The 24,282-nt window shown below is 55.6% G+C and carries 21 protein-coding genes; 10 read left to right on the top strand and 11 right to left on the bottom strand.

The window, feature by feature from the left end; all coding sequences use genetic code 11:
* Nucleotides 1-6: 6 nt before the first annotated feature.
* Nucleotides 7-963 (bottom strand): galactofuranose ABC transporter substrate-binding protein YtfQ, encoded by a 957-nt coding sequence (gene ytfQ / locus SK53_RS15185; protein ID WP_017383924.1) that lies wholly within the window; start codon nt 961-963, stop codon nt 7-9.
* Between the two features lie 309 nt (nt 964-1,272).
* On the opposite strand from ytfQ, the gene ppa reads away from it, so the two are divergent.
* Nucleotides 1,273-1,803: an inorganic diphosphatase gene (gene ppa / locus SK53_RS15180; RefSeq protein WP_006810347.1), complete on the top strand. Its 531-nt coding sequence runs from the start codon at nt 1,273-1,275 to the stop codon at nt 1,801-1,803.
* 117 nt (nt 1,804-1,920) lie between these two features.
* Here ppa and SK53_RS15175 read toward each other — a convergent pair whose 3' ends face one another.
* Genes SK53_RS15175 through tamA form a run of 3 tightly spaced genes read right to left on the bottom strand, consistent with a single transcriptional unit; the run spans nt 1,921 to nt 7,774 of the window.
* Nucleotides 1,921-2,265 (bottom strand): gamma-glutamylcyclotransferase family protein, encoded by a 345-nt coding sequence (locus SK53_RS15175; protein ID WP_017383925.1) that lies wholly within the window; start codon nt 2,263-2,265, stop codon nt 1,921-1,923.
* A gap of 2 nt (nt 2,266-2,267) precedes the next feature.
* Entirely contained in the window at nt 2,268-6,044 is a 3,777-nt protein-coding gene (tamB, locus tag SK53_RS15170; RefSeq protein ID WP_023324058.1) for an autotransporter assembly complex protein TamB, read from the bottom strand.
* Nucleotides 6,041-7,774, bottom strand: a complete 1,734-nt coding sequence (gene tamA, locus SK53_RS15165) for an autotransporter assembly complex protein TamA (protein WP_048209733.1) — start codon at nt 7,772-7,774, stop codon at nt 6,041-6,043. Before tamA ends, tamB begins: the two co-directional genes overlap by 4 nt.
* Nucleotides 7,775-7,998: 224 nt before the next feature.
* Here tamA and msrA point away from each other — a divergent pair, with 224 nt between their 5' ends.
* Both msrA and SK53_RS15155 read left to right on the top strand, forming a co-directional pair.
* Entirely contained in the window at nt 7,999-8,640 is a 642-nt protein-coding gene (msrA, locus tag SK53_RS15160) for a peptide-methionine (S)-S-oxide reductase MsrA (RefSeq protein WP_003856057.1), read from the top strand.
* Nucleotides 8,641-8,851: 211 nt separating this feature from the next.
* Complete coding sequence (locus SK53_RS15155) at nt 8,852-10,189, top strand: polyamine export protein PaeA (RefSeq protein WP_022650272.1); 1,338 nt, start codon at nt 8,852-8,854, stop codon at nt 10,187-10,189.
* Between the two features lie 83 nt (nt 10,190-10,272).
* Here the strand turns inward: SK53_RS15155 and SK53_RS15150 are convergent, their stop codons facing one another.
* Nucleotides 10,273-10,680 carry a hypothetical protein gene (locus SK53_RS15150; protein ID WP_048209732.1) on the bottom strand — a complete coding sequence of 136 codons (408 nt, stop codon included), beginning with the start codon at nt 10,678-10,680 and terminating at the stop codon, nt 10,273-10,275.
* Between the two features lie 335 nt (nt 10,681-11,015).
* Nucleotides 11,016-11,222 (bottom strand): DUF1107 domain-containing protein, encoded by a 207-nt coding sequence (locus tag SK53_RS15145; RefSeq protein ID WP_003856054.1) that lies wholly within the window; start codon nt 11,220-11,222, stop codon nt 11,016-11,018.
* A gap of 324 nt (nt 11,223-11,546) precedes the next feature.
* Between SK53_RS15145 and SK53_RS15140 the strand changes: the two genes are divergently transcribed.
* Entirely contained in the window at nt 11,547-12,104 is a 558-nt protein-coding gene (locus SK53_RS15140) for a YtfJ family protein (protein ID WP_022650270.1), read from the top strand.
* Here the strand turns inward: SK53_RS15140 and cysQ are convergent.
* Nucleotides 12,098-12,838: a 3'(2'),5'-bisphosphate nucleotidase CysQ gene (cysQ, locus tag SK53_RS15135; RefSeq protein ID WP_003856050.1), complete on the bottom strand. Its 741-nt coding sequence runs from the start codon at nt 12,836-12,838 to the stop codon at nt 12,098-12,100. The two genes, SK53_RS15140 and cysQ, sit on opposite strands and share 7 nt — an antisense overlap.
* Nucleotides 12,839-13,028: 190 nt before the next feature.
* Here cysQ and SK53_RS15130 point away from each other — a divergent pair, with 190 nt between their 5' ends.
* Nucleotides 13,029-14,972, top strand: a complete 1,944-nt coding sequence (locus SK53_RS15130) for a bifunctional 2',3'-cyclic-nucleotide 2'-phosphodiesterase/3'-nucleotidase (RefSeq protein WP_023324053.1) — start codon at nt 13,029-13,031, stop codon at nt 14,970-14,972.
* A gap of 93 nt (nt 14,973-15,065) precedes the next feature.
* On the opposite strand, the gene SK53_RS15125 is transcribed toward SK53_RS15130, so the two are convergent.
* Nucleotides 15,066-15,452 carry a winged helix-turn-helix transcriptional regulator gene (locus SK53_RS15125; protein ID WP_022650268.1) on the bottom strand — a complete coding sequence of 129 codons (387 nt, stop codon included), beginning with the start codon at nt 15,450-15,452 and terminating at the stop codon, nt 15,066-15,068.
* An 84-nt stretch (nt 15,453-15,536) separates the two neighbouring features.
* On the opposite strand from SK53_RS15125, the gene SK53_RS15120 reads away from it, so the two are divergent.
* The 3 genes from SK53_RS15120 to SK53_RS15110 all read left to right on the top strand — a co-directional run bounded on the left by SK53_RS15120 (nt 15,537) and on the right by SK53_RS15110 (nt 18,332).
* Entirely contained in the window at nt 15,537-16,385 is an 849-nt protein-coding gene (locus tag SK53_RS15120; RefSeq protein ID WP_048209731.1) for an SDR family oxidoreductase, read from the top strand.
* Nucleotides 16,386-16,466: 81 nt separating this feature from the next.
* Nucleotides 16,467-17,291 carry an AraC family transcriptional regulator gene (locus SK53_RS15115; RefSeq protein WP_048209730.1) on the top strand — a complete coding sequence of 275 codons (825 nt, stop codon included), beginning with the start codon at nt 16,467-16,469 and terminating at the stop codon, nt 17,289-17,291.
* 75 nt (nt 17,292-17,366) lie between these two features.
* Nucleotides 17,367-18,332 carry a DMT family transporter gene (locus SK53_RS15110; RefSeq protein WP_047054035.1) on the top strand — a complete coding sequence of 322 codons (966 nt, stop codon included), beginning with the start codon at nt 17,367-17,369 and terminating at the stop codon, nt 18,330-18,332.
* 80 nt (nt 18,333-18,412) lie between these two features.
* On the opposite strand, the gene SK53_RS15105 is transcribed toward SK53_RS15110, so the two are convergent.
* On the bottom strand, nt 18,413-20,062 hold the full coding sequence (locus SK53_RS15105) for a methyl-accepting chemotaxis protein (RefSeq protein ID WP_048209729.1): 1,650 nt from the start codon (nt 20,060-20,062) through the stop codon (nt 18,413-18,415).
* Nucleotides 20,063-20,307: 245 nt separating this feature from the next.
* Between SK53_RS15105 and ytfE the strand changes: the two genes are divergently transcribed.
* Nucleotides 20,308-20,970, top strand: a complete 663-nt coding sequence (ytfE, locus tag SK53_RS15100; protein ID WP_048209728.1) for an iron-sulfur cluster repair protein YtfE — start codon at nt 20,308-20,310, stop codon at nt 20,968-20,970.
* Between the two features lie 86 nt (nt 20,971-21,056).
* On the opposite strand, the gene cycA is transcribed toward ytfE, so the two are convergent.
* Together cycA and fklB are read right to left on the bottom strand one after the other, a co-directional pair.
* Nucleotides 21,057-22,466 (bottom strand): D-serine/D-alanine/glycine transporter, encoded by a 1,410-nt coding sequence (gene cycA, locus SK53_RS15095; protein WP_045336773.1) that lies wholly within the window; start codon nt 22,464-22,466, stop codon nt 21,057-21,059.
* 314 nt (nt 22,467-22,780) lie between these two features.
* The gene (fklB, locus tag SK53_RS15090; RefSeq protein ID WP_008502892.1) at nt 22,781-23,401 is read right to left on the bottom strand and encodes an FKBP-type peptidyl-prolyl cis-trans isomerase; all 621 of its coding nucleotides are present in this window, start codon (nt 23,399-23,401) and stop codon (nt 22,781-22,783) included.
* Nucleotides 23,402-23,632: 231 nt separating this feature from the next.
* On the opposite strand from fklB, the gene SK53_RS15085 reads away from it, so the two are divergent.
* Nucleotides 23,633-24,271, top strand: coding sequence for an OapA family protein (locus SK53_RS15085; RefSeq protein WP_045330822.1), 639 nt, complete (start codon nt 23,633-23,635; stop codon nt 24,269-24,271).
* Nucleotides 24,272-24,282 lie beyond the last annotated feature (11 nt).

Here is a 24,282-nt window from a genome sequence, read left to right as displayed (position 1 = left end):
GAGGGCTTAGTAGCCCATATTTTTCTTCTTCTCTAACTCTTCTTTCGCCGTGTCCGGCAGGTAGAGCGTGGATTTGGTGATGGTCAACTTCTCAGGCTGGGTGCCGTCTTTCTTGAATTTCTCCAGCGCATCGAATGCCGGGCCCGCCATATTTGGCGTCAGCTCCACGCTGGCGTTCGCTTCGCCGTCAATCATTGCTTTGTAGATGTCCGGTACGCCGTCGATCGAGCCGGTGAGGATATCTTTGCCCGGCTTCAGGCCCGCTTCTTTGATGGCCTGAATGGCGCCGATCACCATGTCGTCGTTGTGGGCGTAAACCATGCAAATATTTTTGCCGTTATTTTCTGCCTTGATGAAGCTTTCCATGACCTCTTTACCCTTGCTGCGGGTGAAGTCGCCGGACTGAGAACGGATGATTTTGATGTTTGGTGCTTTGGCGATGGCCTCCGCGAAACCTTTCTTACGGTCGATAGCCACGCTCGCTCCGACGGTGCCCTGCAACTCAACCACGTTACACGGCTTGCCATCCACCTGCTTCACCAGCCAGTCACCAATCAGTTTGCCTTCCAGCACGTTATCGGCGGTGACGGTGGTCATATAGAGAGATTTGTCTTTTACGTCGATGGAACGGTCGAGCAGGAAGACCGGAATTTCAGCATCTTTGGCTTCCTTCAGCACCGGCTCCCAGCCCGTAGCGACAACCGGGGCAATAAAGATGGCATCCACGCCCTGAGCGATAAACGAGCGCACCGCTTTAATCTGGTTCTCTTGCTTTTGCTGACCATCGGCGATTTTCAGCGTAATACCGCGCTTTTCGGCCTCACTTTTCGCCACATTCGTTTCAGCGGCGCGCCAGCCGGATTCAGATCCGACCTGCGAAAATCCCACGGTTAAAGGTGCGGCCATCGCCATAGACGACATGGCTGCCGAAACTGCTGTAACAAGAAGTAAGCGCTTCCACATATGAACGTCCTCGTAGGGTAGGTTATTGTTGGTTAAAAGATGTTCCGCGGATGAACTATAGCCAATGGAATATGTTACGGATTGCGTTACATCACACTTCAGAAAAGTGAATAAAACGTTAATCACAAGTTTGTAATCGCTTTCATTTCAACATTTAAAATGCGGCTGAGTTTATGGATTATCCTGTCATGGAAACGGTCTGAAAAGTGAAGGCGCGAGGGAGAGAAGTCGAAAACAGGCGGAGACTTTCAGCGCCAGTTGGCTATAATACCTGCCACTTGTTTACCATCCATTTTAAAGGACACCGACATGAGCTTACTCAACGTCCCTGCGGGTAAAGAACTGCCAGAAGACATCTACGTTGTGATCGAAATCCCGGCCAACGCAGATCCAATCAAATACGAAATCGACAAAGACACCGGTGCGCTGTTCGTTGACCGTTTCATGTCTACCGCCATGTTCTATCCGTGCAACTACGGCTACATCAACCACACTCTGTCTCTGGACGGTGACCCGGTTGACGTACTGGTCCCGACGCCATACCCATTGCAGCCAGGCTCCGTCATTCGCTGCCGTCCTGTTGGCGTGCTGAAAATGACTGACGAAGCGGGTGAAGATGCGAAACTGGTTGCCGTACCGCACACCAAGCTGAGCAAAGAGTACGATCACATTAAAGATGTGAACGACCTGCCAGAGCTGCTGAAAGCGCAGATCGCCCACTTCTTCGAGCACTACAAAGATCTCGAAAAAGGCAAATGGGTTAAAGTTGAAGGCTGGGATAACGCAGAAGCGGCGAAAGCAGAAATCATCGCCTCTTTCGAGCGTGCTGCTAAGAAGTAATTCTTACTGCTGATACTAAGCCCCGCGCGTCGGGGCTTTTTTGTGCCTTTCGATCCCGGTAACCCGTGCGAATGGGCGCAAAAAAACAACGCCACCTTACGGTGGCGTTGTCGTTTTTCAGAACTGGTCTCTGTCTAACCAGTTACCGCTTTCAATCAGCGTTAACCCGTCGACCGAACGTTGGTACACGTACATCCATGCACTGCCGTAAGGTGTCTGGATCAACTGGCGAGCGTATTCACCGCCCCTGGTGCGTAAGGCATCAAGTTCGGCCAGCGTGGCATTATCAATACGATAAACCTCACCCTGTACCGTTCCGTTCCCCGGAACTGCGCCTGGATAGTGGCCCAGACTGTACAACTGGTAGTTTTCGATTGTGTAATTTCCCAGCAACTGGGCGTTGGTCATCCAGTGGCTGTTGCCTTGCCTGGTTCGTAAACTGCCGTAAACAAATATTCGCATTGCTAAAACTCAAACTGATAGAGCAGATCAAGTGCCTGGTCTACGCCGGACACTGCTTCCAGATATAGCTTAGGCATCAGGCGATAACGTAACGTGAGTGTAGCCAGTGAGTCAAAGATCCCCACGCCATATTTTACCTGTAGACCCGGCAGTACATAGCCGCTGACCACTACCTGCGAAGAGTCACCCACGCCCTGAGTGTCCAGCGCCAGATTGCTTACGCCAAACGTCTCGCCGATTTTACCCACAACCTGACCACTTTGTGCAACCCCCAGACCGACTAACATTGATGTCATTGCCGCACCATCGCCCTGTTGGCTATCCAGACCCTGGCCGCGCAGCAGGTAAGAGAGCGCTTCCTGTTGCGACATGGCCGGGTCAGAGAAGATCTCTGCCTTAGGTTCATCGGCGGAGCCCGTCACGCGCACGCCCGCAATCACATCATCTTCGGTGGCTTCCGGATTACGTATCGCTTCGATATTGAGTACCGGCTGATCCGGTGGACCGGAGAACAGCAGCTCGCCTTTACGCACAATCAAATCCTGACCGTAGGCATGGAAGCGCCCTTCAGGAATATTGATTTGTCCATTGAGGCCAAGCCCCTGTTGATCCTGCGCCACTTTCAGGTCACCTGTGAGTCTCGCCTTCAGCCCAAACGCGTCCAAACGCACGTTATTCCCCACGTGCACGATAAGATTACTATTGATCGGTATGCCCGCGCTCTTCTGTTCAACAGGTTTCAGATTTTCATTGAGCATAACTTCATCACTGGAGACGCCAACCGCGCTTTCCGGCACTTCGTGAACCACGATGCGCGCCCACGGTACGTCAACACGGCCGTCCAGGGTGAAGAGACTCGGCGTTGCCTCAAAGACCACGTCTGGCGACACGTCCAGGCGCACCATCGGCGGTACCGTGATACGCACCCTGCTGCCCTTGGCCGCAATACGGGCGCGCCAGTTGTCGAGCTGGCTCCAGTCTGCGTCACCGCTCAGGTTGATTTGTCCCTGCTGCGTCAGCACTGAGCCACTGAGGGTTGAGCTTTGGCCGTTAAAGTTCATCGTCAGCTGGCTTGGCTGCATATCGAACGGCATAAAGTTACCGTCAATGTCCACGCCGTTTAACCGCATCTGGCCAAACAGCTGCGGGCTTTGCGCATCCCCCGCCAGACGCAGGTTGGCGCTGAGCATCCCCGCCGCCTTTTCTCCCCGCGAGAAGATCGGATTCACCATCGCCAGGTTGAAGTTGCGAATATTGACGTTGCCGCCGAGATTGCGCCGCCCTTGCGGATCGGTAATTTGCACCTGTCCGTCAAACTGACCGTTGTTGGTCAGGCGGATCAGCCATCCCAGTTCAGCACGATTGTTACGCAGGTCAGCGTTCACATTCAGGGTGTCGAACGCTACCGGCAGCGGCGCGTCATTGACCTCCTGCGTCACCTTCACGTTACGCCCGGAGAGCGTAACGCTGCCCTGCGGCAGCCCCTCTTTGGTGGTGTCCCACGCGACGTCCGCTTTACCGCTGAAGACCCCGCTGGCCTGGGTGGTTTCCGGCATAAACGGTTTCAGCATCGCCAGGTCGAAACGGTTGAGGTTGATCTGCGCGCGTCCTTCCGCGCCCGCATCAATGGTCTGCGGCACGCACAGCTCAGCATTCGGGTTGGTCCAGCAGTGTGGCCCAATGCTTAACTTTTGCTCCGCATTGCGGTAGTCCAGCGCGATGGATCGGGACAGCACCAGCGGGCCGACCGGCGTGCTGAAGCGGGTGTTATCCAGTACGCCCTTCCAGCGCGTTGCCTGGCGATCAAAACTGCCCGTCAGGTGCAGCTGCCCGGAGACCGGCTCGCCCTGCACGCGCAGCTGGAGATCGTGCTGCTTTTCGTTACCTTTTGCCGCCAGCGTGACCAGACTGATGTTCACGTCCGGCTGGGAGATACGCTCCACGCGCAGGTCCAGGTTTCCGCCGATCTGATCGGTGGATTTCACGTCCCCTTCGACGCGCACGCGGGCAATGGAAAGTTCCTGCCAGCGCAGGTTATTAGCGGTGATGTCCGCCAGCAGCTGCGGTGCCTCCACCGTACCGCGAACCTTCACTAACCCCTTCGCCGTGCCGCCAAGACCCGGCAGGGCGTTATCGAGATTTGGCGCGTCGATGGTGGCATCCAGATCGAGATCTTTCACCCCCAGCTCGCCTTTGATATCTGCCGTGTTGCGGCCCAGCGCCACGTGCAGGCCCGGGATCACCCACTGGAGATAGCTGTTGCCCTTAAGCGAGCCCTCTACGTTGACTTTGTTCTGCTTCACGTTGCCGGTGAGCTTGAGTTCCGGCACGTCCATCTGCCAGGTGCCACCGTACAGGCTACCGCGGGTTTTGATCAGGCCATCCAGTTTTGACGGCCAGTCCGGGACCTCTTTAGCGGTGTTGATCCCGGTCAGCTTCAGCTCGCCGCGCCAGCTGATCGCCTGCTGCCAGTCGAGCAGCGCGGTCAGCTCTGTTTTTCCTTCCAGCGCCGCCACGGTCAGCTTGTCGAGGTTAACCTGCAACTCGTTACCCTTCGCATCCAGGGTGATATCGGCGGGCGGTACCCCCTGCCCCTTCACTGCCGTGCGGAACGACAGCGTGTAGTCGGTCATTTTGCCACTCAGCTTCAGCTTCAGATCGTCAGCCTGGAACTGTTTTTCGCCGGTGAACGGCCAGTAAAGCTGCTTGCTGACAACCTCAAGGTTGAGCGGTAAACCGGCCTCTGCCAGCTGGGTTTGCCCGCGCAGCACCATATCCACCGGTCCGGAAAGGTTCACGCCGAACTCCAGCTTCTCACGCAGCGCGCCGCCGACCTTCACCTTCACCTTTTCGCCCTTCAGCGGATCGATGTTCAGGGCGCTGTTCAGCGTAATATCAACCGGCCAGTTGTCGCGCAGCTGCGCGTTGCCTGAGGCGTTCACCGAGCCCTGACTGGAGTCGATATCCAGCGCGTCGAGCTTCATGTTGCCGTCGATGCTGCTGACTTTAAGCAGCATGTTGAAGACTGTCAGATCGGTATCGCCGGTCAGACGCAGCTGCTCGCCCTTAAACTCTTCGATATTGAGGTTCAGCGGCAGATGCACGTCGGTCATCTCCGGCAGAACCGGTTTCGAGAAGAGATCTTTCAGCGTTTCGCCCAGCGGTTTTTCTTCCGGCTGCGGGTTCTGGATCTTCGGCTCGACGATCTCTTCCTGCGCCACGTCGGCCACCTTCGGCAGCGCAATCAGCAGCCCTTGCAGGGAGGTTGGGGTCAGGGTGAGGTTTTTCTCCTGCCAGCGCAGACCGGAGGTGAAATCCATCACGGATACCGTCGTATCGTCGATTTTGATATTGACGTTATCCAGCGCAACCCGGTAGAGCGCAATCGGGTACGGCGTGGAGAGATTCAGCGGGCCGCTGTCCTCTTCTTCGACAGGCTCAGACTTCGGCATTTTTTTGGAATCTATCGCCACGTTAACGTCTTTTAGCGACAGATCGTTTACGCACAGCTGGCTGTCACGCAGGCAGCCGAGCTTGACCGCCAGATGAAACTCGCCCGCGTTCACCGCCACGCCGGGCTGTTCGTAACGGATATTTTTCAGGCGCAGATCGCGCCAGCCGCCCGTTACCTGGCCGATTTCCAGCCCTGGCACCCAGCGGTTCGCGGCGTTAAACAGCAGATGCAGGCCCGTGGTGGTGCCCACCAGAAACGCCACCGTACCGAGCAGTAATACGATAAAAATCAGCACCCCGAGGCTTATCTTCTTCCATAAACTCATAATTCAGGCCCCAGACCGATGTAAAACTGTAAACCGTGTTCATCTTTGTCGCCCACCGGAACGGCGAAATCGAGCTTGATGGGCCCGACCGGTGACTGCCAGCGCACGCCTACGCCCGCGCCGGTTTTGAAATCGCTGCGGCGGATATCGTTCACCGCTTCACCGCCGTCAACGAACATCGCTCCCCACCACTTGCCGCTGACGTTGTACTGGTACTCCAGCGAGCCGGTCGCCAGTTTAGAGGCCCCGGTCAACTGGCCTTTGTCGTTTTCAGGTGAGATCGATTTGTACTTATACCCGCGAATGCTGCGGTCGCCCCCGGCGAAGAAGCGCAGATCCGGCGGGACGCGTTCGAAATCACCGGTTTCGATCCAGCCGAGATTACCGCGCATCACAAAGCGGTGTTTGTCGTACAGCGTGCGGATCCAGACGTTTTGCGCCTGAAAGACGGAGAAGTCTACGTCGGAGCCCCACGCAGTGTTGGAGTAATCGATGGAGTAGCGCTGAGAGTCGCCCCAGGTCGGCATCAGGCCACCGCGCGAGCGGGTACGGCTGATCATCACGCCCGGATAAAGCAGCATGGTGGTGTTGGTAACGTTTGCCTGGGTAAAGTGGTCGAGGCTCCAGCGCAGGTTAATGGCGCGCTGCCAGCCGCTGGAGAGATCCCAGAAGCGTGATACCGCAAGCGTCGTCGAGTCCTGCTCGGTATCGTTCAAATCGGTACGCTTAAAGCCGCCCTGCACGAGGTAGTATTGCTCAAGCGGATTTTTCAGCAGCGGCATTTTATAGCTGAAGTCCAGCTGCTGTTCAGGCGCAGACAGGCTCACGCTGGTGGTCAGGCTGTGGCCGTAGGAGTTCATCCACGGTTTTTTCCACGAGGCTTTCACGCGCGGGCCGACGTCCGTGGAGTAGCCGACACCGGTCTCAATGGTGTTTTCGGTGCGCGGAGAGACCACGCCATGCAGCGGTAACACTTTCGTTTTACGGGATTTTTCAAATTCCGGTGCTACCACCACGGAGTTAAACCAGCCCGTCGCGGACAAACGACGGTTCAGCTCGCCCAGATCGCTGGACTGGTAGTAGTCGCCCTTTTTAAACGTCACCAGGTTTTGCAGATACTCATCACGGATTTGCGATCCTTCGAAGGTCACATCGCCAAACCGGTAGCGCTCGCCGCTGTCGTAATCGATATCCCAGAATGCCTGACGTCGCTCAAGCGCAACGCCTAGCTGGCTTTTGTTGAACTGGCTGTCGAAGTAGCCTTTGCGCAGCGAAACGCTGGTTAATGATTTTTTAAAACGATCGTAATCCCCGTGATTGAGCACAGTGCCCACTTTCGGACGGGTGCTGAGCAGATCCAGGTAGTCACGATCCGTGCGCGCGCCGCCGCGCAGCACCACGTTCGTGCCGCCAATCAGGACGGGTTCGCCCGGCGAGACGCGGGCAATCAACACCTGACGTCCTTTTGCCGGCGGCGGGCGTAAATCGAAATCGATGGTGGGTTCGTAGTACCCCAACGCCTTTAAGCCTTCGCGAATGGCGTCATCCACGCGCGCGCGAAAACGCCGATCCGGCGTGACCTCATCGCTCTGGATAGTAGAAAGCTGCGCACGCACGTTTTTTTCCAGCGCCCCGGATAACCCCTCAACCTGCAAACGGACATTCGCCGCGCTGGCAATCCCGCTGGTCAGCAGTAAGCTGACTAAACATAACTGGCGGATCTTTGTCACGTTTTCTCCTGAATATCCCTGTTTCCACCCTGGAAGCAAATGCAGTGCCGCTCCGCGGCAAAATACGGCCTGAAAGCCAAAAACCCAAATTACGGGTTGAAAAAGGGTGTAACACCCAAATATTTCTTATGATTAAATCTAGACTCATTCATCGCATTTATTGTGTTCAATTAAACGCTTCGTGACAACCTTAACCGAAACAACGCTACCCCGGAGGCCCCACCGTGAGTTTATTTGATAAAAAGCATCTGGTATCACAAGCCGATGCGTTACCGGGACGCAACACCCCTATGCCAGTGGCGACATTACACGCCGTAAACAACCATTCAATGACAAACGTTCCTGATGGAATGGAGATCGCCCTGTTTGCCATGGGCTGCTTCTGGGGCGTAGAACGCCTGTTCTGGCAACTGCCGGGCGTGTACAGCACCGCTGCGGGCTACACCGGAGGATATACGCCTAACCCAACCTACCGCGAAGTCTGTTCCGGTGAGACCGGTCATGCTGAAGCGGTGCGTGTGGTGTATGACCCGAGCGTCATTAGCTATGAACAGCTGCTCCAGGTGTTCTGGGAAAACCATGACCCGGCGCAGGGCATGCGTCAGGGTAACGATCACGGCACCCAATACCGTTCGGCCATCTACCCGCTCACCCCAGAGCAGGAGGCCGCGGCCCACGCCAGCCTGACGCGTTTCCAGGAAGCGATGCAGGCGGCCGGTGATAAACGTCAGGTCACGACGGAAATCGCTACCGCGAAACCGTTCTACTATGCCGAAGACGACCACCAGCAGTACCTGCATAAAAATCCGTACGGCTACTGCGGCATTGGCGGCATCGGCGTCTGTCTGCCTCCACAACAGGACTGATTACGGCTTCAGCGCCACGCGAGCCGCGTGGCGCACAGCCTCTCCCTCCGGCCACTTTTTGCCGAAAACGTGACCTCTGGCAGGTTTACACGTCTTTACGCTATACTACCGCTGAAATAATCGGCTCAACGCTACGAGCTGACTTCAATGTGTCTTCACACGAATGGTATCAACTCCCCTTCTGAGGATCTGGCGAGAAGCCGGATAAACTATGTTAAACAGTATTTTAGTAATACTTTGTCTTATTGCCGTCAGTGCATTTTTCTCGATATCGGAGATCTCGCTGGCTGCCTCCCGTAAAATCAAACTGAAGCTGCTTGCCGACGAGGGCAACATCAACGCATCACGCATTCTGAAAATGCAGGAAAACCCCGGCATGTTCTTTACCGTGGTGCAGATTGGCCTGAACGCGGTCGCCATTCTTGGCGGTATCGTGGGTGATGCAGCGTTTTCTCCGGCGTTTTATGGCCTCTTTGTTAAGTACATGTCCGTAGAGCTGGCCGAGCAGTTGAGCTTCATCCTCTCCTTCTCCCTGGTGACCGGCTTGTTCATTTTATTCGCGGACCTGACCCCGAAACGCATCGGTATGATTGCGCCAGAAGCTGTGGCTTTGCGTATCATCAACCCGATGCGCTTCTGCCTTTATGTCTTCCGTCCGCTGGTGTGGTTCTTTAACGGCCTGGCGAACGTCATTTTCCGCATCTTCAAGCTGCCGATGGTGCGTAAAGACGACATCACCTCCGATGATATTTATGCCGTGGTGGAAGCCGGGGCGCTGGCAGGCGTGCTGCGCAAGCAGGAGCACGAGCTGATTGAGAACGTTTTCGAACTGGAATCCCGTACCGTGCCGTCCTCCATGACCGGCCGTGAAAACATCATCTGGTTCGATCTGCATGAAGACGAGCAGAGCCTGAAGACCAAAGTGGCGCAGCATCCGCACTCCAAGTTCCTGGTCTGTAACGAAGATATCGACCATATCATCGGTTATGTGGACTCCAAAGACCTGCTGAACCGCGTGCTGGCAAACCAGAGCCTGGCGCTGAACAGCGGCGTGCAGATCCGCAACACCCTGATAGTGCCGGACACCCTGACGCTCTCCGAAGCGCTGGAAAGTTTCAAAACCGCCGGGGAAGACTTCGCGGTGATCATGAACGAATACGCGCTGGTGGTGGGCATTATCACCCTCAACGACGTTATGACGACCCTGATGGGCGACCTGGTCGGCCAGGGGCTGGAAGAGCAGATTGTTCAGCGTGACGAAAATTCATGGCTCATCGATGGCGGTACGCCGATTGAAGACGTCATGCGCGTGCTCGACATCGACGAGTTCCCGCAGTCCGGAAACTACGAGACCATCGGCGGCTTTATGATGTTTATGCTACGTAAAATCCCGAAACGTACCGACTCGGTGAAGTTCTCCGGCTTCAAGTTTGAAGTGGTGGATATCGATAACTACCGCATCGATCAGCTGCTGGTAACGCGTATTGATAGCAAACCGACCGTGCTGGTGCCGAAACTGCCGGATGCGGAAGAGAAGGTGTCGGCGTAATTTATGAAGGGCAGCGTTGAGCTGCCCTTTTTGTTTTAAAACGGAAGCTGCCGTTTATGTAATTTAAATAATTTTTTAAGTCCTTAGAAGGGGGACGAATTGAGATAAATAAAGGCAGAGCCTACGATATTATTAAATTTAAAAATATCCCCGTTTACTTTAAGAAAAATCGTTCTGTCTTCAATGCTAACTTTCACGCCAGGATCGGTGGTGACAAGGAAAGGTTCATAACCATTTTTAATGTCTTCTAAAAAAACTTCATCGGTCTTTTGTGCCGTGTAAAGATAATATTTATATACGAAAGAAGTCGTCGCACCCGCGCTGCTTTCCGTGATATACAACATAGACTTATCAGCTACGGCATGCCGATAAACTATAGTCTGTTCAAGGTAAAAAAAGTCACCAAGCATGCGCCAAATCCCATATCCTATGGTAGCTAACATAAATAACACAAATATATTCTTATTTTTAAAAACCAGATCTCGATGCATAATTATTCCATTTATTTTCCATGCGTAACGGCTTCCCTTCTCAGCCAACAGTTAAAGCTGACCTTTTTACAACTCGCTTATAAAAAGTATAGGGGTATTGTTTATGCCATGGATAATAAGTCCAATAGTGATCCAAGTTTTTAATGTTTTATATCAATTTTTAGCACTGAAAAAGATTTTAAGAAAAACTTCATCAATTCATGGTTATGCCCGTTAATACAAATAACGCCAAGTCAAAACTATCTGCTTCAGGGTATGTCTCTGGACTGGCCCTACAAACATCAACGGCTCCCATTGGGAGCCGTCTTTTTAACAACTACTGCATAGCACGTTGGTTAAGCCATCTCAGTTTGCAGACGCATAACCTGACGGTTGACTTCGGACATCACAGACAAGTGCTGTTTGTCCTTCACTTTCGGGATAAGGATTTTGCCCTTATCGAACTCAAAAGCGCCAACATCCTTGATGTACAACCGTCCACGGAACAGGATCTTCACGTACTTCGCCACCTGAAGCGGGTTGTAGCGTTGGAAAATTTTCATTCTTGTATCTCCTGCGAATCATACGCTCTTGCGGTGCCACAATCGGCCCGACTGTCCTGAGCGCAAATTTTGATGCCCAATGACTATAGACCAGAACCTCGTACTTACCCAGTGTGCATAAGTTTATTTACCGTTTGATTACAATTATTCAGAATAATCTTTGCAAAGCGTGATACAGCGCAGTATATGCCGTCGTTTTTGCATAGATATGTGCGTTCGCCCGCAAACTGGCATCGGGATTGCGGGAAAAGCCTATTGATCGCACTTATGATTAAAAGCGCATGACCAAGTGGTCGGATCACCTGCTAACAATAAGGAAACACCATGACCCTACGTAACCTCCTGGCAGCAGCTTGCCTGTTGCTGCCGCTGATGGCTTCCGCACACAACATTGAAAAAGGACAACGTGTCCCGCCGGTCGGGATTGCTGACCGGGGAGAATTGATTCTCGACAATGATAAGTTTAGCTATAAAGCCTGGAATAGCGCGCAGCTTGCGGGCAAAGTGAGAGTTGTACAACATATTGCCGGACGTACATCCGCTAAAGAGAAAAACGCTACCCTCGTGGAGGCGATCAAGGCCGCAAAACTCCCGCACGATCGCTACCAGACCACTACCATCGTGAACACCGACGACGCCATTCCCGGCTCCGGCATGTTTGTGCGCTCAAGCCTTGAGAGCAATAAGAAGCTCTATCCCTGGTCGCAGTTTATTGTCGACAGCAACGGCGTGACGCGTAAGGCGTGGCAGCTGGAAGAGGAGAGTTCAGCGATTGTCGTGCTGGACAAAAACGGTCGCGTAGAGTGGGTTAAAGACGGCGCGCTGACGCAGGATGAGGTGCAGCAGGTGGTTGCCCTGCTGCATAAGCTGCTGACTCAGTAAAGTGACACCCGGAAGCCCGGATTCAGGAATGACTCGCGCGGGGTGTAGTCCAGTGGCTTACCCTGCCAGTCATGCACATGCGCGCCAGCGGCCGCCGCCACCGCATGCCCTGCCGCCGTATCCCAGACGTTCGTCGGCCCGAAACGGGGGTACAGCTGCGCCTGCCCTTCCGCCACCAGACAGAACTTCAGCGACGAGCCAATCGACGTCGTCTGGTGTTCACCCAGCTGTTGCAGATACTCCTCCAGCTCGCTGTCACTGTGCGAGCGGCTGATCACCACCAGCGGAGGACGGGCATCACGCACCTGGATCTGCTTACGCACGCCGCACTCTTCCTTCCAGGCTTTACCTTCCGCCGCGCTGTACATCACCTTCATCACCGGGGCATAAACCACGCCCAGTACCGCTTTCCCGTTTTCAATCAGAGCGATGTTGACGGTGAATTCACCGTTACGCTTGATAAACTCTTTCGTGCCGTCCAGCGGGTCGACAAGCCAGTAACGCTGCCAGTGCTGACGTTCATCCCAGCTCTGGGGCGCTTCTTCAGAAAGGACCGGAATATCCGGCGTCAGGGCCTGCAAACCTTTCAGGATCACCGCATGCGCCGCGATATCCGCCGCCGTCACCGGGGAGTCATCCGCTTTGCTGACAACATCCATCGGTTTCGCACCGTCGTACACCTGCATAATGGCATCACCCGCATCCCGTGCGAGCTGACAAATTTTATCTAACATTCTCCACCTCTTCGTTAACGCAGTGGGCATAACTTATTGTTTTAGTTATATCGTAATGTGAACAATTCCGCTATCTGTGAAGCAATTCTGGTTTCAGCGCCCTTTTTTCTGGCAGCATTCACACTTCTGTAAGCAACAAATACTACATACATATTCTTTTGTGGCTTGGATCGAAAAAAGGACTCCTCAGATGATTAAGTTTAGCGCAACGCTCCTGGCAACGCTGATTGCGGCAAGCGTTCAGGCAGCGACGGTGGATCTCCGTATTCTGGAAACCACCGATCTGCACAGCAATATGATGGACTTCGATTACTACAAAGATACCCCTACGGAAAAATTCGGACTGGTACGCACGGCAAGTTTGATCAACGCCGCCCGCGGTGAAGTGAAAAACAGCGTGCTGGTCGATAACGGGGACTTAATTCAGGGCAGCCCGCTCGGAGACTACATGGCGGCGAAGGGGCTGAAAAAAGGCGAGATCCACCCTGTCTATAAAGCGATGAACACCCTGGATTATGCGGTTGGCAACCTGGGCAACCACGAATTTAACTACGGCCTGAAATACCTGCACGACGCGCTGGCAGGGGCAAAATTCCCGTACGTTAACGCCAATATCATCGACGTTAAGACGAAGAAGCCGCGCTTCACCCCTTATCTGATTAAAGAGACCGAGGTTGTCGACCAGGACGGTAAAAAACAGACGCTGAAAATCGGCTATATCGGTTTTGTACCGCCGCAGATCATGACGTGGGATAAAGCCAACCTCGACGGGAAAGTAACCGTCAACGACATTACCGAAACCGCGCGCAAATACGTGCCGGAGATGCGGGCGAAAGGGGCGGATGTGGTGGTCGTCGTGGCCCACTCCGGCCTCTCGGCCGACCCGTATCAGGTGATGGCTGAGAACTCCGTGTACTATCTCAGCCAGGTGCCGGGCGTGGATGCGATCCTGTTTGGTCACGCCCATGCCGTCTTCCCGGGCAAAGATTTCGCTGATATCAAAGGCGCGGACATCGAAAAAGGGACGCTCAACGGTGTGCCATCGGTGATGCCGGGCATGTGGGGTGACCACCTTGGCGTGGTGGATCTGGTGCTGAATAACGACAGCGGAAGCTGGAAAGTCACGCAGTCGAAAGCGGAAGCGCGTCCGATCTACGACGCAGCGGCCAAAAAATCTCTGGCAGGGGAAGATAAAAAGCTGGTCGACGTCCTGAAGCATGACCACGACGCGACGCGTGAATTTGTCAGCAAGCCGATCGGTAAATCGGCTGATAACATGTACAGCTTCCTCGCGCTGGTACAGGATGATCCGACCGTGCAGGTAGTCAACATGGCGCAGAAAGCCTATGCGGAGCACTATATTCAGGGCGATCCGGATCTGGCAAATCTGCCGGTACTGTCTGCCGCGGCGCCATTCAAAGTGGGCGGACGTAAGAACGATCCGGCCAGCTACGTTGAGGTGGAAAAAGGCCAGCTGACCTTCCGTAATGCCGCCGATCTCTACCTCTATCCCAACACACTCGTGGTGGTGAAAGCCACCGGGAAAGAGGTGAAGGAGTGGCTGGAGTGCTCTGCCGGACAGTTCAACCAGATCGATCCGCACAGCAGCAAACCGCAGTCGCTGATTAACTGGGACGGTTTCCGCACCTACAACTTCGACGTGATCGACGGCGTGGATTATCAGATTGACGTTACCCAGCCCGCGAAATATGACGGCGAATGTCAGGCCATTAATCCGCAGGCAGAACGCATCAAAAACCTGACCTTCAACGGCAAAGCGATTGATCCTAATGCCACTTTCCTGGTGGTGACCAACAACTACCGCGCCTATGGCGGTAAGTTTGCCGGTACGGGTGACAGCCATATCGCCTTTGCCTCACCGGATGAGAACCGTTCGGTGCTGGCGGCGTGGATCAGCGCGGAGTCGAAAAAGGCGGGTGAAATTCATCCGGCGGTGGATAACAACTGGCGACTTGCGCCGATCCACAGCGACACTAAGCTGGATATTCGCTTTGAGACATCTCCGTCCGATAAAGCAGCCGCGTTTATCAAGGATAAGGCGCAGTATCCGATGCAAAAGGTCGCGACGGATGATATTGGGTTCGCGATTTATCAGGTGGATTTGAGCAGGTAGCGATGATTGTGCCGGGTGGCGGCTTCGCCTTACCCGGCCTACCCGCAATCCTCGATCCCGTAGGCCGGGTAAGCGCAAGCGCCACCCGGCATTTCATGCCGCACGCTCGTCCCTATTCGCCATCACCTGCGGCGTATTGACCTCAATCCAGTCGGCCAGCGCGGCCACCTTCTCGCTTACCTCCCGCCCCAGCGGCGTCAGGCTATACTCCACATGCGGCGGCACGACCGGATACGACACGCGATCGACAAACCCGTCATGTTCCAGCGCCTGTAAAGACTGAGCCAGCATCTTCTCGCTGACGCCGCCCATCTTGCGGCGCAGATCGCTGAAGCGATGCGTCCCCTGACGTAACGCCACCAGGATCAGCACGCCCCAGCGGCTGGTTACGTGTTTGAGCACCTCCCGTGACGGGCACTGTTCCGCAAAGAGGTTGCCATCGCGCATTTGCTCGCTGAGCGTTGGTATTGTTGTTTTCATACTTACCTTTTTGTACGTACTTACTAAAAGTTAGTTATGGTGATAGTGTGCCACAACACCAGACAAACACGAAGGAGATTCATCATGATCGCGATTACCGGCGCAACCGGCCAGCTTGGCCAACACGTTATTGAAGAACTGCTGAAAACCGTTCCGGCCAGCCAGATCGTGGCTATTGTGCGTAACCTGGCGAAAGCCGAAGCGTTGCGTCAGCAAGGGGTCGTTGTGCGTCAGGCGGATTACACCGATGAAGCCGCATTTACCACCGCGCTGAACGGCGTGGATAAACTACTGCTCATCTCCTCCAGCGAAGTGGGCCAGCGCGCCGTACAGCACCAGAACGTGATAAACGCCGCCAAAGCCGCCGGGGTGAAATTCATCGCCTATACCAGCCTGCTGCATGCTGACAAATCCCCGCTGGGTCTGCACGTTGAGCACGTCGAAACCGAAAATGCCCTGGCGGCCTCCGGCGTGCCTTACGCCCTGCTGCGCAACGGCTGGTACACCGAAAACTACCTGGCAAGCGCGCCGCCAGCGCTGGAACACGGCGTGTTTATGGGGGCCGCAGGCGAAGGCAAAATTGCCTCTGCGACCCGTGCGGATTACGCGGCGGCGGCAGCGAAAGTGATTTCTGAAGAGGGTCATGCCGGCAAGGTGTATGAACTGGCGGGTGATAATGCCTGGACGCTGAGCGAACTGGCTGCGGAACTGAGCAAGCAGAGCGGTAAGCCGGTAACGTATCAGAACCTCAGCGAAGCCGATTTCGCCGCTGCGCTGAAGGGCGTTGGTCTGCCTGCCGGGCTGGCGGAAATGCTGGCGGACTCCGACACCGGCGCGTCCAAAGGCGGCCTGTTCGACGACAGCCGAACCCTGAGCAAACTGATCGGCCGCCCAACCACACCGCTGGCGGAAAGCGTCAAAGCCATCCTGTAGTTGTTAAAAATTGGTTATTTTTTGTGGCATCCCCTCGGGTCATCTCTGATAATGAAGCGATGACCCACAAGGAGGCTCACCGTGCAAGGCGTACCGGAACAGTTCACTGATGAGAGAGACAGCGCGCGCTTTCGCCATCTGGCGCAGCTGCCGGGCCTGGAGCTTTATCACGCCCATATCTCTGACTACGCCTTCGAGCCGCACACTCATGAAGCCTTCGGTATCGGCACCATCGAAACCGGTGCCGAACGCTTCCGCTATCGCGGTACCCAGCATCTTGCCGCGGAAAAATCCGTCGTGACCATGAACCCGGACGAGATCCACACCGGGGAATCCGCCACTGAAGGCGGCTGGCGCTACCGGATGGTCTACATCGAACCCGACCTGCTGGAAGAGGTCACTGGCCTGCGTCACTGGTGGTTTAGCGACGTCACGCGTCACGATCCGCTGCGCTCGCAACAGATAGGCCAGTTGATTTATGGCCTGTGGCACACGGACGATCCGCTGGCGCAGAAGGGGCTGCTACTGGATTTGATTCAGACTTTTCAGCCGCTGGCCCACCATGCGCCGGTGGTGCAGGAGGCCACGCACCACTTCGAACGCGTTCGCGACTACCTGCACGACAACTATATGCGCTCGCTGACCCTGGACGAGCTGGCTAACGTTGTCTCGCTCAGCCCGTACCATTTTCAGCGCCAGTTCAAAGCCCATTTCCACGTTACGCCCCACCAGATGCTGATGGCCATCCGGCTGTGGCGCGCCAAAGCATTCCTCACCCATGGCATGCCTGCCGCCGAGGTGGCCGCCGCGACCGGGCTGACCGATCAGTCGCACCTGACCCGCGCCTTCACCCGTCGCTACGGCATCACGCCCGTGCGCTACCAGAAACAGGTTATGCCGCGCTAATGCGCAACCTCATACAATACGCGCCCGTTTTGCCCTCCTACACTGAGCGCAAAGTGAATCAAGATGGATGGAAAAATGATTAGCGGCGTGTTGTATGCCCTGCTTGCGGGTTTGATGTGGGGGCTGATTTTTGTCGGCCCGCTGATTGTGCCGGAGTACCCGGCAATATTGCAGTCGACCGGACGTTACCTGGCGCTGGGGCTGATTGCCGTGCCGCTGGCGTGGCTGGGGCGCACGCGTCTGCGTCAGCTGGGCCGCCAGGACTGGCTCACCGCGCTGGCGCTGACCATGATGGGTAATCTGATCTACTACGTCTGTCTGGCGAGCGCCATTCAGCGCACCGGTGCGCCGGTGTCGACCATGATTATCGGCACGCTGCCGGTGGTCATCCCGGTTTTCGCGAACCTGCTTTACAGCCAGCGTGACGGCAAACTGGCGTGGTCAAAAATGGCGCCGGCGCTGGTCTGCATTGCCGTGGGGCTGGTGTGCGTGAATATTGCCGAGCTTCGCCACGGCCTCGAAAACTTCAGCTTGTGGCGTTACGGTTCAGGGATCTTTCTGGCGTTTATTTCGGTTGTCTGTTGGGCCTGGTATGCCCTGCGCAACGCACGCTGGCTGCGGGAAAACCCGGATAAGCATCCGATGATGTGGGCCACGGCGCAGGCGCTGGTCACCCTCCCTGTCTCGTTGCTGGGCTATGTGGGCGCGTGTGTCTGGCTGGGTAGCCAGCAACCGGCATTTACCCTGCCCCTCGGACCGCGCCCGTGGGTATTCGTCGGGTTAATGGTCGCCATTGCCGTGCTCTGTTCGTGGGTGGGCGCGCTGTGCTGGAACATTGCCAGCCAGAAGCTGCCGACGGTGATATTAGGGCCGCTGATTGTCTTTGAGACACTGGCCGGGCTGCTCTATACCTTCCTGATGCGCCAGAGCGTGCCGCCGTTACTAACGGCCTGCGGGATCGCGCTGCTGGTCGTTGGGGTGGTGATTGCGGTGAGAGCGAAGCCGGAAAAACCGATGGTCGTTCCGGCGTCGGAGGGGTGAGCTTTTCGCCCGGCGGCGCTTCGCTTGCAGGGCCTACAAAACCGTAGGCCGGGTAAGCGTCAGCGCCACCCGGCACAGTATCAGAACGTTTCCCAGTTCGCTTCAGACGCCGCCGCGACGAGCTGCGCTTTAGGTACATAGGTCTTTACCGGCGCGGCTTTCACCGCCTGATTGCGGGTGATCTTAAACACCGCCACCGCGTCGTTCAGGCGTGCAGCCTGATCTTCCAGCGCCGCCGCTGCCGCCGCAGACTCTTCCACCAGCGAGGCGTTCTGCTGGGTGACGCGATCCATCTCCGCCACCGCCTGACCCACCTGGTCGATACCGCGGCTCTGTTCGTCGGAGGCCGACGCAATCTCACCCATGATGTCCGTCACGCGCGTAACCGCATTGACGATCTCCGCCATCGTCGCGCCCGCCTCATTCACCAGCTGAGAACCCGCGTTGACGCGTTCGCCGGAATCATCGATCAGCGCTTTGATCTCTTTCGCCGCCTGCGCACTGCGCTGGGCAAGGGTACGCACCTCGCCCGCGACAACCGCGAAGCCACGTCCCTGCTCGCCCGCGCGCGCCGCTTCTACCGCCGCGTTCAGCGCCAGAATATTGGTCTGGAAAGCAATGCCGTCGATCACGTTAGTAATTTGCGCGATTTTGCTGGAACTGGTGGCGATTTCGTCCATCGTCCGCACCACGCCTTCCACCACGTTACCACCCTTCTTCGCGGTGGAGGAGGCGTCCAGCGCCAGGCGTGACGCCTGACGCGCGTTATCGGCGTTTTGCTTCACGGTGGCGGTTAACTGTTCCATGCTGGCTGCCGTCTCTTCCAGAGAAGCGGCCTGCTGCTCGGTACGGGAGGAGAGATCGTTGCTGCCCGCCGAGATTTCACCCGCGCCGGTGTAGATGGTATCTGCGCCTTCACGCACCACGCCCACCGTGTTGGCCAGCGCAGTCTGCATCTCCTGAACGTTGCGCGCCAGGATCGCCATTTCATTTTTACCCTCAGCCTGAATCGGCTGGGTTAAATCCCCTGCGGCAATGGCGCGGATATGGTTGATCACCTCTTCCAGCGGCAGCAGCAGCACGCGGCGCATCGCAATCCAGCTGGAAATAATCACCGCGATCACCAGCAGCATCACCGCAGAAAGGATCCACAGAATGCGTTTGTAGTCGCTTTCATTGTCCTGGATACCTTTGGCGGTCAGCGCGGCCTGCGCCTCACGCCACTCGCGATAAACCTTTTGCATCGCGGTCTGCTTCTGTTCGGCATTTTGTTTGAACATATCTTCCAGATTGCCCTGCCCCAGCAGAACGTTCATTTGCGTCAGCGTGGCGGAGTAGACGCGGTACTGCTCTTCCAGGCGATCGGCCAGGTGCTCGTCCATACCCGGCGTTTCCGGCAGCGCATAGTATTTATCGTAATGGGTCTGGGCATCGGCCAGCAGGTTTTTCGCGGTATTGACCAGCTCGTTCAACTGCCCGCCGTTAATCTGCGACGCCATGCTGCTTTGCAGGCGCAGCATGCCGCGGTTGAGGGTGACGCGCGCCTGGTTCAGGCTGATCCAGGCGTCGGTAAACTCCGCAACGTTCTGGCTGGAAAGCTGAGAAACGGTGAAGTTCTCTTTATCGTTATTGAGTGCATTAATGAAAATGCCAGCGGAGATCAGCTGCATGATGCCGAGCACAAGCAGCACCGAAATCAAAAGAGTAATGACTTTTATACGTTTAAACATGCGTTGCCTTATTTATATACAGGTATTGTCTGACCTGTATCTATCGGCACGCGCGGCAGGTTGTTTACTGTTTCTCCACCTTTAAAAACTTTCGAAAGCCCTTTTCTGCATTCAATCAGCAAGTTAAAAGCATGCTTTTTTTGTGATCCCTTTCTCGTTTTCACCCTTGCCTCTAAAGGGTTATAGTATCCACTTAAAGATGCATTTAAAATGCATCTTATATTTCTGATGATGAGGTAACTGCTATGGCCTTCCGCGACCAACCCTTAGGCGAGCTGGCGCTCTCCATCCCTCGCGCTTCTGCGCTGTTCCGTAAATATGATATGGATTACTGCTGCGGTGGTAAGCAAACGCTGGCGCGCGCAGCGTCGCGTAAAGAGCTGGATGTAGAGGCTATCGAAGCGGAGCTGGCTCAGCTGGCTGAACAGCCCGTCGACAAAGACTGGCGCACTGCGCCGCTGGCTGAAATCATCGACCATATCATTGTGCGTTACCACGATCGTCACCGCCAGCAGCTGCCGGAGCTGATTTTACAGGCGACCAAAGTTGAACGCGTTCATGCCGATAAACCTTCCGTACCGCGCGGCCTGGCGAAATACCTGACCATGCTGCACGAAGAACTTTCCAGCCACATGATGAAAGAGGAGCAGATCCTCTTCCCGATGATCAAACAGGGCATGGGCAGCCAGGCCATGGGGCCCATCAGCGTGATGGAAAGCGAACATGATGACGCCGGCGAACTGCTGGAAGTGATTAAACACACCACCGACAACGTCACACCGCCGCCAGAGGCGTGCACCACCTGGAAAGCCATGTACAACGGCATTAACGAGATGATCGACGATCTGATGGAACACATCAGTCTTGAGAATAACGTTCTGTTCCCGCGTGCATTAGCGGGGGAATAAAAAAGCCCGGCGGCGCTAGCGCTTACCGGGCCTACAACGTCCGCGAACGTAGGCCGGGTAAGCGTCAGCGCCACCCGGCAACATGCTTAACGCATGCCCGCCATACGTTTCTTACCGATAAACAGCCAGCCCAGCCCCAGCGCAATAAACCACAGCGGCGTGACGATCAGCGCCTGGCGGGTATCTTCTTCCAGCGTCAGCAGCACCAGCACGAAGACGAAGAACGCCATGCACACCCAGCACATCAGCTTGCCCAGCGGCATCTTGTAGATCGACTTCTCATGCAGGTGTGGACGCTGTTTGCGGTACACCAGGTATGAGCAGAGGATAATGGTCCAGACGAACATGAACAGGATCGCCGACACCGTAGTGATCATGGTGAACGCGCCGATTACGCTCGGGTTGACGTAGAGCATCACCACACCGCCCAGCAGACAGATGCAGGAGAAGGTCAGCCCTTTCGCCGGTACCGCGCGTTTAGACAGTTTGGCAAACGCGCTCGGAGCAACGCCCTCCTGCGCCAGACCGAACAGCATACGGCTGGTGGAGAAGACGCCGCTGTTCGCGGAAGAGGCCGCAGAGGTCAGCACCACGAAGTTAATCAGGCTCGCGGCAGCAGGCAGTCCCACCAGCACGAACAGCTCGACGAACGGGCTCTTGGTTGGCACCACCGAACTCCATGGCGTCACGGACATAATGACGATCAGCGCGAACACGTAGAACATGATGATACGCAGCGGAATGGAGTTGATCGCGCGCGGCAGGGATTTCTCCGGATCTTTGGTTTCCGCCGCCGTGGTACCGACCAGCTCAATCCCGACAAACGCGAACACCGCAATCTGGAAGCCGGCAAAGAAGCCGCTGATCCCTTTCGGGAACCAGCCGCCGTCATTCCACAGATGGGCAAACGACGCCTGTACGCCGGTTGGCGACTGGAAGTGCGTCAGCACCATCACCAGCCCGACGACAATCAGCGCGATGATGGCGACGATTTTGATCATCGCGAACCAGAACTCCATCTCACCGAACATTTTAACGGTGGCGAGGTTCAGGCTCAGCAGCAGGACAATCACCGCCAGCGAAGCCACCCAGTCCGATAGCCCTGGGAACCAGAATTGCGCGTACGCCGTGATGGCCACAACGTCAGCCATGCCGGTGACCACCCAGCAGAACCAGTAGGTCCAGCCGGTAAAATAGCCCGCCCACGGGCCGAGCAGGTCTGACGCGAAGTCGCTGAAGGATTTGTATTCAAGATTCGAGAGCAGCAATTCACCCATTGCACGCATCACGAAAAAGAGCATAAAACCGATGATCATATAAACGAAGATGATCGACGGGCCGGCAAGACTGATGGTTTTGCCCGAGCCCATAAACAGCCCTGTGCCGATGGCTCCGCCAATGGCAATAAGCTGAATGTGACGGTTCGTGAGATTTCGCCGTAGCGACTGTTCAGACGTCGCCTCTTCTGCGGCGGCGACTTTGACCTGATCTACCATGTGATATTTTCCTGTTTATGCCTGTCTGTGTTGTTAAGGCTCTTCTGGCCTTTATTTACGCCAAATAAATGACGGCCCCTGTGTAAGGACTAATCGATAGTAGGTAAGAATCGGCGGGATGAATACTATGATTTGAATATTATGTTAATAATATGTTGAAAGTGAGTGTCATATCACTCATACAGCGCGAAACAGCTCACAAAAATACACGTAACAGTTTCGTTTGCAATACAAAATGTTGATTCCGTCGTAACTCCGGGTTTTATCGCTATTTTCCTCTCCCCGATCGGAGAGAGGAAAATAAGAAAAACCGATTACAGGATTTCCAGCAGCTCGACTTCAAACACCAGGGTGCTGAATGGCGGAATGGACGCGCCAGCGCCACGCTCGCCGTAAGCCAGGTTGTGCGGGATAGTCAGTTCCCATTTGGAACCTACTGGCATCAGGGTCAGGGCTTCGATCCAGCCTGCGATAACGCCGTTGACCGGGAACTCAGCCGGTTCGCCACGCGCGACGGAGCTGTCGAACACGGTACCGTCGATCAGCTTACCGGTGTAGTGTACGCGAACGTGGTCGGTACGCGCCGGGATTGCGCCATCACCCTGATTGATTACGCGGAACTGCAAGCCGGACTCGGTGCTGTTCACGCCTTCACGCTCACGGTTCTCTTCCAGATATTTCACGCCTTCTGCCGCCATCTCTTCGAAACGCGCGCGACGCACGGCGTCAGCACGTTCGTGGATTTCACGCAGCGCACGGTGCACAACGTCAACCGGCACAGCGGGCTGCTTGCCTTCCAGCGCGTCAGCGATACCCGCCACCAGCGCTTCCGGTAACAGACCTTCCAGGCCGGATTCGCTCAGCTGCTGTCCTACCTGCAAGCCGATGCCGTAGCTTGCCTGCGCTTCGATAGTGTCAAAAGTCGGGGTGGTCATGGGTTTTCCTTCCATCACATTTAAAGTAGCGGGCAGCATATCAGCCATGCCCTTATGGGTAAAACTTTGTCTTAAGTAAAGGTGACAAACTGCGACGAAACGGAAACAATAGTAGCCGTCAGGATTTTCCCTAATATATGTCACGAAAGCTGGCTTTGTTACGCCCATCAGGCAGTTAGCAAACTACACTTCTCAGGACAGGATAAAAAGACGCGGAGCAGGAGGAGAGCCATGCCCGGGCGATTTGAACTGAAACCTACCCTGGCGAAAATCTGGCATGCGCCGGATAACTTTCGCATCATGGACCCGCTGCCGCCTTTGCATCGCAGAGGCATTATCATCGGCGCGTTGCTGATCGTCATCGGCTTCCTGCTTCCTTCCGGCAGTGACAACGTTGATACCGCGCCGGTCAGCCGGAATGCTGAGCTGGATATCCAGTCGCAAAGCCAGCCGCAGCCTGGTTCACAGCCGATGCAGACGCAGCTGGTCACACCGTCTAACGATCCGGGCCAGGTTGCGCCGGTTGAACCTGAACCTGTTCAGGAAGATCAGGAGCAGGCCGCCGCCCCTTCAGAGCCACAGGCGCAACAGCCCACCGGCATTGAGCAGCAGTGGCGTTCGTATCGCGTAGAGCCTGGGAAAACTCTTGCCCAGCTGTTCCGCGACCACAATTTGCCAGCAACGGATGTGTATGCCATGGCGCAAGTCGAGGGGGCAGGCAAGCCGCTCAGCAACCTGCAAAATGGTCAGATGGTGCAGATCCGTCAGAACGCCAGCGGCGTGGTGACCGGGTTAACGATCGATACCGGAAACGGGCAGCAGGTACTGTTTACCCGCCAGCCGGACGGCAGTTTCATCAGAGCACGTTAATGGCCCAGGCC

This window comes from Enterobacter sp. MGH119 (assembly GCF_001037675.1).
Classification (GTDB): Bacteria; Pseudomonadota; Gammaproteobacteria; order Enterobacterales; family Enterobacteriaceae; genus Enterobacter; species Enterobacter hormaechei_C.
This window is presented reverse-complemented; position numbering and strand designations above follow the sequence as displayed.